Origin of the sequence: Solimonas aquatica (assembly GCF_900111015.1) — a bacterium.
Lineage (GTDB): Bacteria > Pseudomonadota > Gammaproteobacteria > Nevskiales > Nevskiaceae > Solimonas > Solimonas aquatica.
Genome location: NZ_FOFS01000009.1, coordinates 117,992 through 132,501 on the forward strand (window position 1 = coordinate 117,992; position 14,510 = coordinate 132,501).

Genomic DNA, 14,510 nt, shown 5'->3' on the forward strand with positions numbered 1-14,510 from the left:
TGCCGGAAGTCTTTTACAGATCCGGATTGCTGGTGGTATCGGCCTGCGGCGGATTGACGATCTTGACCTTGATCTCCTCGCCGATGCGCTTGCGATAGCCTTCGAACTCCATGTTCGCCATCAGCTGCTGCAGCTGGCGCATCTGCGCGCCGGGGACGCTGTCCGGCACATCGCCCGCCGCGACGCGATCCATGGCCAGCACCGCGACATCACCATTGCCCAGCGTGGCCAGGCCATAGCTGGCGGTGCCTTCCTTGGGGTGCGGCAGCTTGAACAGGGCATCGACCACAGCCCGATCCTCGCTGCCGTTGTCGCGACGCACGGGACCCAGATTCTTGAACTCGGCGCCCCGCTGCGCCGCCAGATCCTGCAGGCTGCCGGCGTTCTTGTTCAGGCCATCGAGCAGCGCCTGGGCATCGGCCTGGGCACGGGCCTTGGCGCCGTTCTCACGCACGAGCCCGCGCACGGCCTCGGCCACTTCCTCGAACTTCTTCTGGCGCGGCGCCTCGTAATCGGCCTTGCGCACCACCACGATCTGGCTGTCGCCCAGAGTCAGGGGCTTGCTGTTCTCGCCGTCCTTGAACACCTCGGGTGAAAACGCCGCCTGCTTCACCGCTTCCTGCGCGGCGATGCCGGTGCCGCCGGTGCGTGTGAACCATTCGCTGGTCTGCACCGTGAGGTTCAGGGCCTTGGCGACCGGTTCCAGCGAAGAGGGATTTTCAAAGGCCAGCTGCTCCAGCTTTTCGGACAGCGTCTGGAACTGCTTCTGCTGCTCGCGGTTCTTGTGCAGTTCCTTGAGTTCGCTCTGCACCTCGGCGTCCTCGAAAGGCTTGACCGCAGCCGCCTTCACCTCATCGACGTGCAGCAGATGCCAGGCCTTGGCGGTTTCCACCGGCTCGCTGCTCTGTCCCGGCTGCAGCGCCCACAGCGCCTTCTCGATATTGGCCTCGGGCATCTGGCCACGCTTGAACCAGCCCAGCGCGCCACCGACCTTCTTGGAGATCGGATCGTCGGATTCGGCGGCGGCCAGCTGTGCAAAGTCGGCGCCGGCCTTGAGCCTGGCCGCCAGATCCTGCGCCTTCTTCAGCGCCGCCGCCTTGTCGTTGCCGAAATTGATCATCAGATCGCTGAGCTTGCGCTCCTCCGGCGCTGAGAAACGGCCGGTCTTTTCGCTTTCGTACAGGGCCTTGAGCGTCTCGGCCGAAGGCTCGGCCACGGCCGGCAGCGTGTCGCTGGACAGCTCCACATAGCTCAGGCGGATGCGCTCGGGCGCCTGATATTCGGACTGGTGATCCTGATAATACTTCTGCACCTCGGCATCGCTGATGCTCAGCGTCTGGCGATAGTGCGCCAGGGAAAACAGCGCGTAGCTCAGATCGCGCTGCTGGCCGGCCAGACTGACGATGGCCTTGGCCTCCACCGGCAGGCCGAAGGCGCTGCCCACCACCGCATCGCGCATCTGGTCGATCTGCAGCGAGTCGCGCATCTGCGCCTCGAAACGCTGCGAGTTCAGCCCCTGGCGCTGCAGCATGGACTTGTAGGTTTCGACGTCGAACTTGCCATCCTTCTGGAAGGCCGGGATGTCGGACAGCGCATAGAGCAGCACGCCATCGCCGACGCGGAAGCCGGCGTCCTGGGCGAACTGACGCATCTGATATTCCTGCGTCATGTCGTCCAGCACGCTCTGCTGGAACTGCGCCTGATTGAACTGATCGGCGCGGAAGTTGCTGCCCATCAGCTGCACGTACTGCTGGTAGCGCTGCTCATAGGCGCGGCGGAACTGCGACTGATGAATCTTCTGGTCGCCGACCTTGGCCACCACCGGATCACCGCCGCCGCTGAAGAAGGACTCCACGCCCCAGAAGGCAAAGGGCACCACGATCAGGGCAACGACAAAGCCGGCAACGATGCCCGAGGTACGGTCACGGATACTCTGCAGCATGCCTGGCGCCTCGCTTGGGACCTATGAAAAAGCCCGGTCGAGCCGGGCTTGGTTTTTTGTTTGGTGGGCTGTCAGGGACTCGAACCCCGAACCTACTGATTAAGAGTCAGCTGCTCTACCATTGAGCTAACAGCCCGCTTTATTCCGACACTCACGCTAAATTGGGGTGGACGAGGGGACTCGAACCCCCGACAACCAGAATCACAATCTGGGACTCTAACCAACTGAGCTACGTCCACCACAGCATTTGGAGCGTCGACCCATTGGGGGAACCCGCAGGGGCGCGCATCATAACAGAACGTTTTGCGCGTCAACAGCCCGATCATGGATTTTTTTCACGCCTCGCCCAACAGCCCCATCCCCCACGCTCAGCCCCGGGTATTGGAGGTCCGGCAGCTGGCCAAACGCTATGGCCGGCGCGAAGCCGTGGCCGGCATTTCCTTCTCTGTGCACCGCCATGAAATCGTCGGCCTGCTCGGCCCCAATGGCGCCGGCAAGACCACCACCATCAACATGCTGCTGGGCGTGCTGGCCGGCGACGGCGGCGAGATCCGGATCGACGGTCTGGACCTGAAACGCCAGCGCAGCCAGGCCCTGGGCCGCACCAATTTCGCGGCGATCTACGCACCCCTGCCCGGCAATCTCTCGGTGCGCCAGAACCTGCGCCTGTTCGGCATGCTCTACGACGTGCCGGCTTTGGAGACGCGCATCGGCGAACTGCTGGAGCAGTTCGAACTGCAGACCCTGGCCGAGACCAAGTGCGGCCTGCTGTCCTCCGGCGAGCAGACCCGCGTGAGCCTGGCCAAGGCCATGCTCAACCAGCCCCGCCTGCTGCTGCTCGATGAACCCACCGCCTCGCTGGACCCGGCCAAGGCCCATGAGCTGCGTCAGCTGATCCGCGGGATCGCCACGGAGCACGACACCGGCATACTCTGGACCTCGCACAACATGCAGGAAGTCGAAGCCGTCTGTGATCGCGTGCTGTTTCTCTCGCGCGGCCGCATCCTGCTCGAAGGCGATCCGCGACAGCTGCCGCGGGCGCATGGCTACGAAAACCTGGACGCCCTGTTCATCGGCCTGGCCGGCGAAGGTCTGCAGGAGGCGAGGCCATGAAAAGCAGCCTGCGCCGCACCCTGGCCATCGCCCTGCGCCAGTTCTATCTCATGCGCGGCAGCCCTACCCGCCTGCTGCCGATGTTCGCCTGGGTGGCAGTGGATGTGCTGCTCTGGGGTTTCATCACCCGTTATCTGAATCAGGTCTCAAAGGCCGGCTTTGATTTCGTGCCCGCGCTGCTGGGCGCGGTGCTGATGTGGGACTTCTTCAGCCGCGTCATGCAGGGCGTGACCACCGCGTTCCTGGAAGATGTGTGGTCGCGCAATTTCCTGAACCTGTTCGCCACGCCGCTGCGCATCGGCGAATACCTCGGCGGTCTGGTGCTGACCAGCGTGCTGGGCAGTCTCGTGGGGCTGGCGGTGATGCTGCTTCTGGCCAGCGGCATGTTCGGTTTTTCCTTCTTCGACTACGGCCTGCTGCTTCTGCCGTTTCTGCTGGTGCTGTTCTGCTTCGGCATTGCCCTGGGGATTGCCGCCAGCGCCGTGGTGCTGCGCTTCGGCCCGGCCTCGGAATGGCTGGTCTGGCCCATCCCCGCCCTGCTCTCGCCCTTCGTCGGCGTGTTCTATCCGCTGTCCACCCTGCCCGCCTGGATGCAGGCCATCGGCCACTGCCTGCCGCCGTCTTATGTGTTCGAAGGCATGCGCGCTCTGGTGCTGCAGCAGAGCTTCGCACCGCAGCAGCTGATTCTCGGCGCCACGCTGGCGCTGCTGCAGATCCTGCTCGCCTGCTGGTTCTTCGCGCGCGTGCACACCGGCGCCCTGCGCAGCGGCCTGATTGCGCGCTACAGCGCGGAGAGCGTGAGCTGAAGGAAAAGCGAGATGTGAGACTCCTCAGGCCCGGCCTTGTCTCAGGCCTCGCACCCCCAGCTTTGGCGCCTGCGGTCAAGCCGGGCCTGGCGGGCCGCCGCACAATCCGGCCATGATTTGAACGAGCGAGGAGCGCAATCCATGTCGGAACAGATGCTTGGCTGGCTGCACAGCCTGTTCGGCCCGGTGGTGGACTGGAAGCAGGTGCTGCTGCTGTCCATGACGCCGGTGTTCCTGCTGGCCTTTCTCACCGAGTGGAGCGTGTTCCGCCTGCGCAGCGGCAGCTGGCAGACTGCGCCGGGTGAGCGCTTCTACTGGAAGGAAGTGCTGGCCAATGTCAGCCTGGGTTATGGCTACTACGCCGCCGAGGCGATCATGCATCTGCTGCTGGTCGGCGCGATCTTCGCCACGGTCTACGAACACCGTCTGTGGACCCTGCCGATCACGGTCTGGACCGTGCCGCTGGTGTTCGTGATCGAGGAGTTCTGCTACTACTGGTATCACCGCGCCGCGCATCGCGTGCGCTGGTTCTGGAGCCAGCATGTCTCGCATCACAGCGGCGAGATCATGAACATGAGCACCGCCTCCAGACAGAGCATTCTCAATGGCGGCATCGGCGTCTGGCTGTTCTTCCTGCCGCCGATCTTCCTCGGCGTGCACCCGGGCCTGATCGCGCTGATGCTGGGCGTGAATCTCACCTACCAGTTCTTCATTCACACGGAAGTCGTCGGCAAGTTCCATCCTTTCCTGGAATGGCTGCTGGACACGCCCTCCAACCATCGCGTGCATCACGGCCGCAATGCGCAGTACATCGACAAGAACTACGGCGGCGTGCTGATGATCTTCGATCACCTGTTCGGCACTTACGAGCCGGAAGTCGAGAAGGTGGAATACGGCACGCCCCGCCAGATCAAGAGCTACAACTTCCTTGTGCTCAACTGCCACGAGTTCGTGGACATGCTGCGCGACGTGGCGGCACCGGGCCCGCTCTGGCAGCGCCTGAAGCATCTGTGGATGCCACCGGACTGGCAGCGGCCTGGCCACACGCCGATCCACACCTGGACGGTGGAGCGCAAGCTGCCGGCCGGCGAACCCGTCAAGGCCTGAAAACAAAAAGGCGCGGGAAGCATGTCCGCTTCCCGCGCCTGAACCTGAGCCGCGAGGCTTACTCGGCGAGCGGTGTCTCGCCGGCCTCGCCCTCGTCCTCACCTTCGATACGATCGATACCGACGAGGCGGTCACCTTCCTGCGGCCGCATCAGGCGCACGCCCTGGGTGTTGCGCCCCATGCTGCGCACATCGGTGGTCTTGAAGCGGATCAGATTGCCAGCCTCGGAAATCAGCATCACCTCGTGGCTGTCATCGACCACGGCGGCGCCGATCAGGCGGCCGGTCTTGTCCGACAGCGCCTGGGCAATCACACCCTGACCGCCGCGACCGCGACGCGGGAACTGCTCCACCGGCGTGCGCTTGCCGTAGCCCAGTTCCGAGACGGTGAGAATGTCGCCGGCGGCGGCCACGATCAGCGCAATCACCCGCGCGCCGTCACCATTGCCTTCGACTGCGGCATCGACGCTGTCCTCGCCGCTGTCATCGGCCAGCACCACCGCCTCCTCGCCCTCGTCCTCGCTGCCGGCGAAGGTCTTGAGCAGACGCATGCCGCGCACGCCGGTGGCGCCGCGACCCATGCTGCGCACTTCCGCTTCGTTGAAGCGGATGGCGCGGCCGGCGTCGGAGATCAGGATGATGTCGTGATTGCCGCCGGTGAGCGCCACGCCCACCAGCTCGTCGTCCACGCGCAGGTCCACGGCGATGATGCCGTTGGCGCGCACGTTCTGGAACGCGGACAGCTCGGTCTTCTTCACCGTGCCACGCCGCGTGACCATGAAGATGAAAGCCTTCTGCGTGGCCTCGGTGGCGTCGGGCGGTGCGTCCTCGAAGCTCTTGATCGGCAGCACGGCATTGATCTTCTCGCCGGCTTCCAGGGGCAGCAGATTGTTGAACGGCCGGCCGCGCGAACCGCGCGAGCCCGAGGGCAGTTCGAACACGCGCAGCTTGTAGCACTTGCCCTGGCTGCTGAAGCACAGCAGGGTGTCATGCGAATGCGCCACCCAGAGCCGGTCGACGAAGTCGGCCTCCTTGGTGGTGGCGGCGATCTTGCCGCGACCGCCGCGCTTCTGCGCCTGGTACTCATCCAGGGCCACGGCCTTCACATAGCCCTCGTGCGAGAGCGTGACCACCATGTCCTGCGGTGCGATCAGGTCTTCGCGCGCGATGTTGAGCGCGGCATCGGTGATTTCCGTGCGCCGCGCATCGCCGTACTGCTCCTTGATCTCCAGCAGCTCGCCACGGATCACCGACAGCAGGCGCGCTTCCGAGCCGAGGATGTCGAGATAGTCGAGGATGTCGGTGAGCAGCTTCTGGTATTCCTCGTGGATCTTGTCCTGCTCCAGACCGGTCAGGCGGTGCAGACGCAGATCGAGAATCGCCTGGGCCTGCGCTTCGGACAGGCGATAACCGCCATCGACGATGCCGAACTCGCGGGCCAGATCGGAAGGCCGCGAGGCATCCGCACCGGCGCGCTCCAGCATCGCCGTCACCGGACCCGGATTCCAGACGCGCCCCATCAGCCCGGCCTTGGCTTCGGCGGGATTGGGCGAGCGGCGGATCAGCTCGATGATCTCGTCGATATTGGCCAGGGCCACCGACAGACCTTCCAGGACGTGGGCACGCTTGCGTGCCTCGCGCAGCAGATAGCGCGTGCGCCGCGTCACCACCTCGCGGCGGTGGCGGATGAAGATTTCCAGCAGCTGCTTGAGCGAGAGCAGACGCGGCTGGCCGCCGTCGAGCGCCACCATGTTGAAGTTGAAGCTGTCCTGCAGCTGCGTGAGCTGGAACAGATTGTTCAGCGCCACCTCGGCGTTCTCGCCGCGCCGCAGCTCGATCACCACGCGCATGCCGTCCTTGTCGGACTCGTCGCGCAGCTCGGTGATGCCTTCGATCTTCTTGTCCTTGATCAGCTCGGCGATCTTCTCCAGCAGCCGCGCCTTGTTCACCTGATACGGCAGCTCGGTGACGATGATCGCCTGCTTGTCGGCCGAGACTTCCTCGAAGTGCGTGCGCGCACGGATCACGATGCGGCCACGGCCGGTGGCGTAGGCATCCACCAGGCCGGCGGCATCGAGCAGCAGGCCGGCCGTGGGGAAATCCGGTGCCGGGATGTGCTGCATCAGCTCGCGCAGCTCGATCTCGGGCTTGTCGATCATGGCCACGCAGCCGTCGATCACCTCGCAGAGATTGTGCGGCGGGATATTGGTGGCCATGCCCACCGCGATGCCCGAGCTGCCATTGATCAGCAGCTGCGGCACGCGCGTGGGCAGCACCGTGGGCTCGGACTCCGAGCCATCGTAATTGGGCTGGAAATCGACGGTTTCCTTGTCGATGTCGGCGAGCAGCTCATGCGCCAGGCGCGACATGCGCACCTCGGTGTAACGCATGGCCGCCGGCGCGTCACCGTCCACCGAGCCGAAATTGCCCTGGCCGTCGATCAGCAGATAGCGCATGGAGAAGTCCTGCGCCATACGCACCATGGTGTCGTACACCGCGCTGTCGCCATGCGGGTGGTACTTACCGATCACGTCGCCGACGATACGCGCCGATTTCTTGTAGGGCTTGTTGTAGTCATTGCCCAGCTCCTTCATCGCGTACAGCACGCGACGATGCACGGGCTTCAAACCATCGCGCGCATCCGGCAGGGCGCGGCCGACGATCACGCTCATCGCGTAATCCAGATAGGAACGGCGCATCTCGTCTTCGAGATTGACGCTGAGCACTTCCTTGGCGAACTCGCTCATGAATTCTTCGTATCAATGCCTGTGGCGAACGGTCAAAAATCGCGCTGGCCCGCGCTCTGCGCAGGCCGTCAGTTTCCCGCTGGAAACGAGGGCGCGTCGGTGGCCTTTGGGAAGGGCTCTATTTGTCGAAAAATTGTAACACAGACAGGGGTTTCGCAGCTGCTTGGAGCAGGCTTCCGGCGCCGGCCGAAGCGTCCCCGCCAGCGCCCTGGGAAGACCTTCCTCGAGCCGGTGTGATGCAGCGCAAGTTCTGCCGCCAAGGTGGTCGCGTCCGACACCGAGCAAGCCCGCTGCTTGGCGTAGAGTCGCCGCAGTGATCAGGCGGCCAGATCGCGTGCATCACTTGAACCAACATCAAAAGGGGAATCTATGAACTGTAAGCAATTGGGGGCCCGCGCGGGCCTCTTATGGGCCGCCATGACGGTAAGCCAGGCTACCGCAGCCTCCTGGCCGGGATACCAGAACGACGCGGCACATACCGGATATGTGCCCACAACCCTGGATGTCAGCACCTTTCAGCTGGCATGGCGCAAGGGCTTCGCCGGCTCTTACAGCTCCGAGCTGACCCAAGCAGCGGCTGCGGATGGCACCGTATATTTCAGCCGTTCTGGGTACTTTGGCAGCCAAGCCTTGTACGCGGTCAGCGCAGCAGATGGCAGCACCCTCTGGACGGTGCCGTTTTCCAATGTGTTTTCCGTCAACCCTCCCGCATACGACAGTGGCCGGGTTTACATCCAGACCGTCAACAATGGCGGCGACAGCTGGCTGCGCGCATATGACGCCAGCACCGGAGGCCCGATCTTCCAAGCCGCGCAGGGTGCGCAGTGGGAAAATTATCTCGCGCCCACCATCGTGAATCAGACGGTATACGTCGATGGCGGGACCTACGGTGGAATGTATTCCTTCAACGGCACCTCCGGCACGCAGAACTGGTTTACCAATCTTCCGCAGTACGATGGTTGGACGCCGGCAGTCGACGATAGTCATGCCTATGCCTTCATGGGCAGCAGGCTTTATGTGCTGGATCGCGACACAGGCACGATCGCTTTCAGCATCCCGGATAACAGCTCCGACTGGTATGGCTGGACCACCGGACAAGCTCCGGTGCTCGGCGGGCAGAACGATGTACTGGTCACCAATGGTGGACGTCTGGTTAGCTTCGACCTCGGTAGTCGCGTAGTCCGGTGGACGCAGACCGACGGTTTCAACTCCCAGCCGTCCGTCGCCAAAGGCGTGATCTACACCGTGCGCAACGGCTATCTCTCGGCCTTGAGCGAGACCGACGGCCAGCAGCTGTGGATGTGGGCGCCGTCGAACGACACCCTGGCAGGCACTGTCGTGGTCACCGACAGTCATGTCTTCGTCTCGGGCAGCAGCACCACCTATGCCATTGATCTGGCCAGCCATCAATCGGCATGGAGCACCGCATCGGCGGGCCGGCTTTCCCTGGCGGATGGTCAGCTGTACATCGCCAGCCAGGATGGCACGCTGACGGCGATTACCGTCGGTGGAAGCTCCACACCCAGCAGCGCAAACCTGAAGTTGTCACTGACCGGCAAGCGCAGCGGCACTGGCGCAGCCCAGCCTTATGCATTCAATGCAACTGTCAGTAACAAAGGTCCTGCGTCCGCCGCGAACGTCACCATCACCGTCAAGATTCCGCTGCCTCTGGCCGTCAAGACTCTGGGCGCAGGTTGCCGGTACGCTCAGCAGCAGATCAGCTGCACTTACGGCAGCCTCTCGTCCGGTAAAAGCCTCACGGCGAGCTTCACCTTGTTGCCTTCGCGAGCCGGCCTTTACGTGATTGGCGCCAAGACCAGCAGCAGCCAGCCCGATCCGGTCGCGATCAACAACTATGCACAGCTGCCGATGCTGATGCGCTAAGCCGCAAGCTGCACCAGGACGCCGCGCTCAGGATTCACAAGCTGCCTGAGCGCGGCGTGTTTTTTTGCTCTTCCGCAATCGCCCGCTGCGCCTCGGGCTGCAGCGCAAAAGCCGCACGCCCACTCAATCCCCAGGCAGTCATAGATGCCGAACCAGCGCCTGCGCCACCGCCGCAAGGGCCTGGTTGCGCGCCTCGAAACTGGCCGGGCTCTGGGTGAGATAGACGCTGATCAGCAGCGGAGCGCGCTGCGGTGGCCAGGCGATGGCGATATCGTTGTTCGTGCCCTGCTCGCCGGCGCCGGTCTTGTCGCCCACGCGCCAGTCGCGCGGCAGGCCCGCGCGCAGACGGGCATCCCCGGTCTGATTGGCGAGCAGCCAGGCGATCAGCTGTTCGCGAGAGGCGGGCTTGAGCCGCTCACCCAGCAGCAGCGTGCGCAGATTGGCGTTCATGGCCAGCGGCGTGGTGCTGTCTCGCGGATCACCGGGCCGCGCCTCGTTGAGTTCCGTCTCCCAGCGATCCAGGCGCGTGAGGGCATCGCCCAGGCTGCGCGCAAACGCGGTGAGCCCGGCCGGACCGCCGATGGCGCGCAGGATCAGATTGCCGGCGGTGTTGTCGCTGCGGGTCAGCGCTGCTTCGCAGAGCTGCGCCCAGCTCAAGCCCTTGCCGGCGTAGTCCTGGGTCACCGGCGAATAGCGCACCAGCTCGTCCTCGCCGTAAGCCTGCAGCTGCTGCAGCTGCGCCAGCCCGGCATCGACGCGCGCCAGCAACGCGGCGCAGGCCAGCAGCTTGAAGGTGCTGCACATCGGGAAGCGTTCATCGCCGCGATACTGCCAGCGCCGGCCGCTGTGGCTGTCCTCGATGGCCACGCCCAGGCGGCCGTTCACGGACTGCTCGATCTGGCCAAGCTGCGTCAGCAACGCGTCGTCACCGGCCCGCAGTTCACCGGCCATCAGCAGGCCGGCCGCGAGAAACGCGCGACGGCTGAGCATCAGCCCAGCAGCGCCAGCACGCGCTCACGCGTAGGGTTCTCGATCACGCCGCGCTCGCAGACGATGGCGTCGATCAGGCTCGCCGGCGTGACATCGAACACCGGATTGAAGGCCGCATAGCCGGCCGGGGCGATGGCCTGGCCGCGGAATTCGGTGAGCTCGCTCGCGGCGCGCTCCTCGATGGGAATCTCGGCGCCGCTTTCGCAGCGCAGATCGAAGGTGCCCGAGGGCGCGGCGACCATGAACTTCACACCGTGATAGCGCGCCGCCACCGCCAGCGCATAGGTGCCGATCTTGTTGGCGGTGTCGCCATTGGCGGCGATGCGATCGGCGCCGACGATCACCCAGTCGATCTTCTCGCGGCTCATCAGATGCGCGGCGGCGCCGTCGGCAATCAGCGCGGCGGGAATGCCTTCCTGCTGCAGCTCGAAGGCCGTGAGCCGCGCGCCCTGCAGCCAGGGCCGGGTTTCGGTGTTGTACACGCGCTTGAGCTGGCCCGCGCTCCAGGCGCTGCGGATCACGCCCAGGGCCGTGCCGTGGCCGCCGGTGGCCAGGGCGCCGGTATTGCAGTGCGTGAGCACTTGCGCGCCGGCCGGCAGCAGGGCCGCGCCCAGTTCGCCGATGCGATGGTTCTGCGCCAGATCCTCGTCGTGGATGGCGATGGCCTCGCGCTCCAGCGCGGCCAGATCGCGGTGCTGCAGATAATGCCCGCGCATGCGCTCCAGCGCCCAGCGCAGGTTCACCGCCGTGGGCCGCGAATCCGCCAGCACCTGGCTGGCGCGGTCCAGGGCATCCGGGGCTTCACGCAGGGCCATCACCAGACCATAAGCCGCCGCGATGCCGATCGCCGGCGCACCGCGCACCGCCATCTCGTGAATCGCGTGCGCGACATCGCCGGCGCTGCGGCAATCCAGGTACTGCAGCTGCGCCGGCAGCAGGCGCTGGTCGAGCAGGCGCAGGAATTCGCCGTTCCAGAGGATGGGATTGACGGCGGCGGGAGCGGACATGGCGGTCTCGGGTAAACTGGCAAGCCTCGCATTTTACCCAAGCGCCACTGCAAGCCGATGACTCCGACGCCACCCACCGTCGATCTGCTGGTCGCCCCACGCTGGTTGCTGCCCATCGAGCCGCAAGGCCTGGTGCTGGAGCAGCACGCGCTGATCGTGGATGCCGGCCGCATCCGCGATCTGCTGCCCCTGGCCGAAGCCCGGCAGCGCTATCTGCCGCGCCAGATCATCGATCTGCCCCAGCACGCGGTGCTGCCGGGCCTGGTCAATCTGCACACGCACGCGGCGATGAGCCTGCTGCGCGGCATCGCCGATGACCTGCCGCTGATGCAGTGGCTGCAGGAGCACATCTGGCCGGCCGAGGGCAAGCACGCCAACCCGGCGTTCTGCGAAGACGGTGCGCGTCTGGCCTTCGCCGAGATGATCCGCAGCGGCACCACCTGCGTGAACGATATGTACTTCTTCCCGGACGCCACCGCGCGCGTGGCCGGCGAGCTGGGACTGCGCGCGACGGTGGGCCTGATCACCACCGATTTCGCCACCGCCTGGGCGGCCGATGCCGATGACTGCATCCACAAGGGCCTGGAACTGCACGATGCGCTGAAGGACAAGCCGCTGCTGCGCACGATCTTCGCGCCGCATGCGCCGTACACGGTGTCGGATGCGCCGCTGCGCAAGATCCGCCGTTACGCCGACGAGCTGGGCATCGGCATCCACATGCATGTGCACGAAACTGCGCACGAGGTGGGCAGCGCGCTGCAGGCCACCGGCAAGCGTCCCTGGCAACGCCTGAAGGAGCTGGAGCTGCTGGGCCCGGACTTCATTGCCGTGCACATGACGCAGCTCAGCGACGAGGAAATCGCCGAGGCCGCGCAGCTGGGCGTGCACATCGCGCACTGTCCGGAATCCAATCTCAAGCTCGCCAGCGGTTTCTGTCCGCTGGCCAGGCTGCAGGCCGCCGGCGTGAACATCGGCATCGGCACCGACGGCGCCGCCAGCAACAATGATCTGGATCTGTTCGGCGAGATGCGCACCGCCGCACTCGTGGCCAAGGCCGTGGCCGGCGATCCGCAGGCGGTCTCGGCTGCGCAGGCCCTGCACATGGCCACGCTGGGCGGCGCGCGCGCGCTGGGTCTGGACGCGGAAATCGGTTCGCTCAGCGTCGGCAAGTCCGCCGACTTCATCGCCGTGGACTTGAGCCGCATCGCCACGCAGCCGCTGTATCACCTGCAATCGCAGCTGGTCTACGCCGCCGGGCGGGATCAGGTCAGCGATGTCTTCGTTGCCGGTCGCGCCCTGCTGCGCGGCGGCCAGTTCACCACCCTGGATGAAACCCGCGTACTCGCCAAGGCCGGCGAGTGGCGCGAGAAGATCAAACCCTACGCATGAGCACGCACAGCGACAACGTCGACGCCCAGGAGATCGCCAACTTCGATCGCCTGGCCGCGCAATGGTGGGACCCGCAGGGGCAGATGCGCACCCTGCATCAGATCAATCCGCCGCGTCTGCGCTACATCGTGCAGTGCGCCAACAACGGCCGCCTCACCGGCTTGCGCGGCAGGCGCGCGCTGGACGTGGGCTGCGGCGGCGGTCTGCTCAGCGAGGCCCTGGCCGGTGAAGGCGCGCAGGTGCTGGGCATCGACATGGCCGCCGAACTGATTGCCGTGGCCCGTCATCACGCCGAACAGAACGCGCGCGCAGTGGCGTACCGGCAGATTCGCGCCGAGGAACTCGCCGCCGAGCAGCCGGCGAGTTTCGATCTGGTCTGCTGCCTGGAAATGCTGGAACACGTGCCCGAGCCGCAGGCGGTGATTGCGGCCTGCGCGCAGCTGGCCAGGCCCGGCGCCAATCTGGTGTTCTCCACCATCAACCGCAATGCCAAGTCCTTTGCCCTGGCCGTGGTCGGCGCCGAATACGTGCTGAACCTGGTGCCGCGCGGCACGCACGATTACGAAAAATTCATCCGCCCCTCCGAGCTGGATGCCTGGGCGCGCGCTGCGGGCCTGGACGTGATCGGCATCAAGGGGCTGCGCTACAACCCGCTGCTAAAGTCCGCGCGTCTGTGCGATGACATCGACGTGAACTACTTCCTGCACTGCCGCAAACCTGCATGAGCAAGCCTTCCGCGCCGCGCGCCGTGCTGTTCGACCTCGACGGCACGCTGGTGGACACCGCGCCCGATCTGGGCCACGCCGCCAATCTGGTGCGCGAAGGCCTGGGCCTGCCGCCGCTGCCGCTGCGGGATTACCGCCCGGTGGCCTCGGCCGGCGCACGCGGCCTGCTCGGCAAGGCCCTCGGCATCACACCGGAGCATGCCGATTACACGCAGCATCGCGAGCGCTTCCTGGCCCTGTACCGCGCGCATCTGAGTTATCAGTCGCGCCTGTTCGAGGGCATGGAAGAACTGCTGCAGCGGATGGAAACACGCGGCATCGCCTGGGGCGTGGTCACCAACAAGCCCGCCTGGCTCACCGAGCCGCTGATGCAGGATTTGCAGCTGACCCAGCGCAGCGCCTGCGCGATCAGCCCCGATCACGTCGCCCGCCCCAAGCCCGCGCCCGATGCCCTGCTGCACGCCGCCGCGCTGCTCAAGCTCGACGCAAAGGACTGCTGGTATGTGGGTGATGACAAGCGCGACATCGACGCCGCGCGCGCCGCCGGCATGCACAGCATCGCCGCCGACTGGGGCTATCTGGGCGAGGCCGGCCCCATCGACAGCTGGCAGGCCGACCGCATCGCGCGTACGCCACAGGAGCTTGCGTCCTGGCTGCCCTAGGCAGGCCGGCGCAGCTCGTCAAAGATTCTTCTACTTCCCGCGCAGGCGGGAATCCGGCCGCAAGCCTCGACGCCGCGCGAGCCCCTGGATTCCCGCTGGCGCGGCAAGGACAGGCAAGACTGAAGCGTCCTCAAGAGCA

General features: G+C 65.5%; 11 protein-coding genes and 2 tRNA genes. 7 read left to right on the forward strand and 6 right to left on the reverse strand.

Translation table 11 applies throughout. The features are described from left to right. Positions 1 to 13: 13 nt before the first annotated feature. The 3 genes from BMY12_RS12235 to BMY12_RS12245 form a co-directional block, all read right to left on the reverse strand. Positions 14 to 1,942 carry a SurA N-terminal domain-containing protein gene (locus BMY12_RS12235; protein ID WP_093286532.1) on the reverse strand — a complete coding sequence of 643 codons (1,929 nt, stop codon included), beginning with the start codon at positions 1,940 to 1,942 and terminating at the stop codon, positions 14 to 16. 61 nt (positions 1,943 to 2,003) lie between these two features. After that, positions 2,004 to 2,078 (reverse strand) — tRNA-Lys (locus BMY12_RS12240). Positions 2,079 to 2,104: 26 nt separating this feature from the next. Next, positions 2,105 to 2,181 (reverse strand) — tRNA-His (locus BMY12_RS12245). A gap of 85 nt (positions 2,182 to 2,266) precedes the next feature. Between BMY12_RS12245 and BMY12_RS12250 the strand changes: the two genes are divergently transcribed. The 3 genes from BMY12_RS12250 to BMY12_RS12260 all read left to right on the forward strand — a co-directional run bounded on the left by BMY12_RS12250 (position 2,267) and on the right by BMY12_RS12260 (position 4,968). After that, complete coding sequence (locus tag BMY12_RS12250; protein WP_093286803.1) at positions 2,267 to 3,055, forward strand: ABC transporter ATP-binding protein; 789 nt, start codon at positions 2,267 to 2,269, stop codon at positions 3,053 to 3,055. Continuing rightward, entirely contained in the window at positions 3,052 to 3,861 is an 810-nt protein-coding gene (locus BMY12_RS12255) for an ABC transporter permease (RefSeq protein WP_093286535.1), read from the forward strand. Before BMY12_RS12250 ends, BMY12_RS12255 begins: the two co-directional genes overlap by 4 nt. A 141-nt stretch (positions 3,862 to 4,002) precedes the next feature. Then, the gene (locus BMY12_RS12260) at positions 4,003 to 4,968 is read left to right on the forward strand and encodes a sterol desaturase family protein (RefSeq protein WP_093286538.1); all 966 of its coding nucleotides are present in this window, start codon (positions 4,003 to 4,005) and stop codon (positions 4,966 to 4,968) included. Positions 4,969 to 5,026: 58 nt separating this feature from the next. Here the strand turns inward: BMY12_RS12260 and gyrA are convergent, their stop codons facing one another. Then, positions 5,027 to 7,714 (reverse strand): DNA gyrase subunit A, encoded by a 2,688-nt coding sequence (gene gyrA / locus BMY12_RS12265; RefSeq protein WP_093286541.1) that lies wholly within the window; start codon positions 7,712 to 7,714, stop codon positions 5,027 to 5,029. Between the two features lie 417 nt (positions 7,715 to 8,131). Here gyrA and BMY12_RS12270 point away from each other — a divergent pair, with 417 nt between their 5' ends. Then, positions 8,132 to 9,598, forward strand: a complete 1,467-nt coding sequence (locus tag BMY12_RS12270) for an outer membrane protein assembly factor BamB family protein (RefSeq protein ID WP_177188974.1) — start codon at positions 8,132 to 8,134, stop codon at positions 9,596 to 9,598. 138 nt (positions 9,599 to 9,736) lie between these two features. Here BMY12_RS12270 and bla read toward each other — a convergent pair whose 3' ends face one another. Then, positions 9,737 to 10,588 carry a class A beta-lactamase gene (gene bla / locus BMY12_RS12275; RefSeq protein WP_093286546.1) on the reverse strand — a complete coding sequence of 284 codons (852 nt, stop codon included), beginning with the start codon at positions 10,586 to 10,588 and terminating at the stop codon, positions 9,737 to 9,739. Further along, on the reverse strand, positions 10,588 to 11,595 hold the full coding sequence (mtnA, locus tag BMY12_RS12280) for an S-methyl-5-thioribose-1-phosphate isomerase (protein WP_093286549.1): 1,008 nt from the start codon (positions 11,593 to 11,595) through the stop codon (positions 10,588 to 10,590). Before mtnA ends, bla begins: the two co-directional genes overlap by 1 nt. Before the next feature lie 57 nt (positions 11,596 to 11,652). Here mtnA and BMY12_RS12285 point away from each other — a divergent pair, with 57 nt between their 5' ends. The 3 genes from BMY12_RS12285 to BMY12_RS12295 are packed head-to-tail and all read left to right on the forward strand — an operon-like array spanning position 11,653 to position 14,371. After that, on the forward strand, positions 11,653 to 12,984 hold the full coding sequence (locus BMY12_RS12285; protein ID WP_093286552.1) for a TRZ/ATZ family hydrolase: 1,332 nt from the start codon (positions 11,653 to 11,655) through the stop codon (positions 12,982 to 12,984). Further along, positions 12,981 to 13,709 carry a bifunctional 2-polyprenyl-6-hydroxyphenol methylase/3-demethylubiquinol 3-O-methyltransferase UbiG gene (ubiG, locus tag BMY12_RS12290; RefSeq protein WP_093286555.1) on the forward strand — a complete coding sequence of 243 codons (729 nt, stop codon included), beginning with the start codon at positions 12,981 to 12,983 and terminating at the stop codon, positions 13,707 to 13,709. The genes BMY12_RS12285 and ubiG overlap by 4 nt, the downstream gene beginning before the upstream one ends. Further along, the gene (locus BMY12_RS12295) at positions 13,706 to 14,371 is read left to right on the forward strand and encodes an HAD family hydrolase (protein WP_093286558.1); all 666 of its coding nucleotides are present in this window, start codon (positions 13,706 to 13,708) and stop codon (positions 14,369 to 14,371) included. Before ubiG ends, BMY12_RS12295 begins: the two co-directional genes overlap by 4 nt. The last annotated feature ends 139 nt before the right edge of the window (positions 14,372 to 14,510 follow it).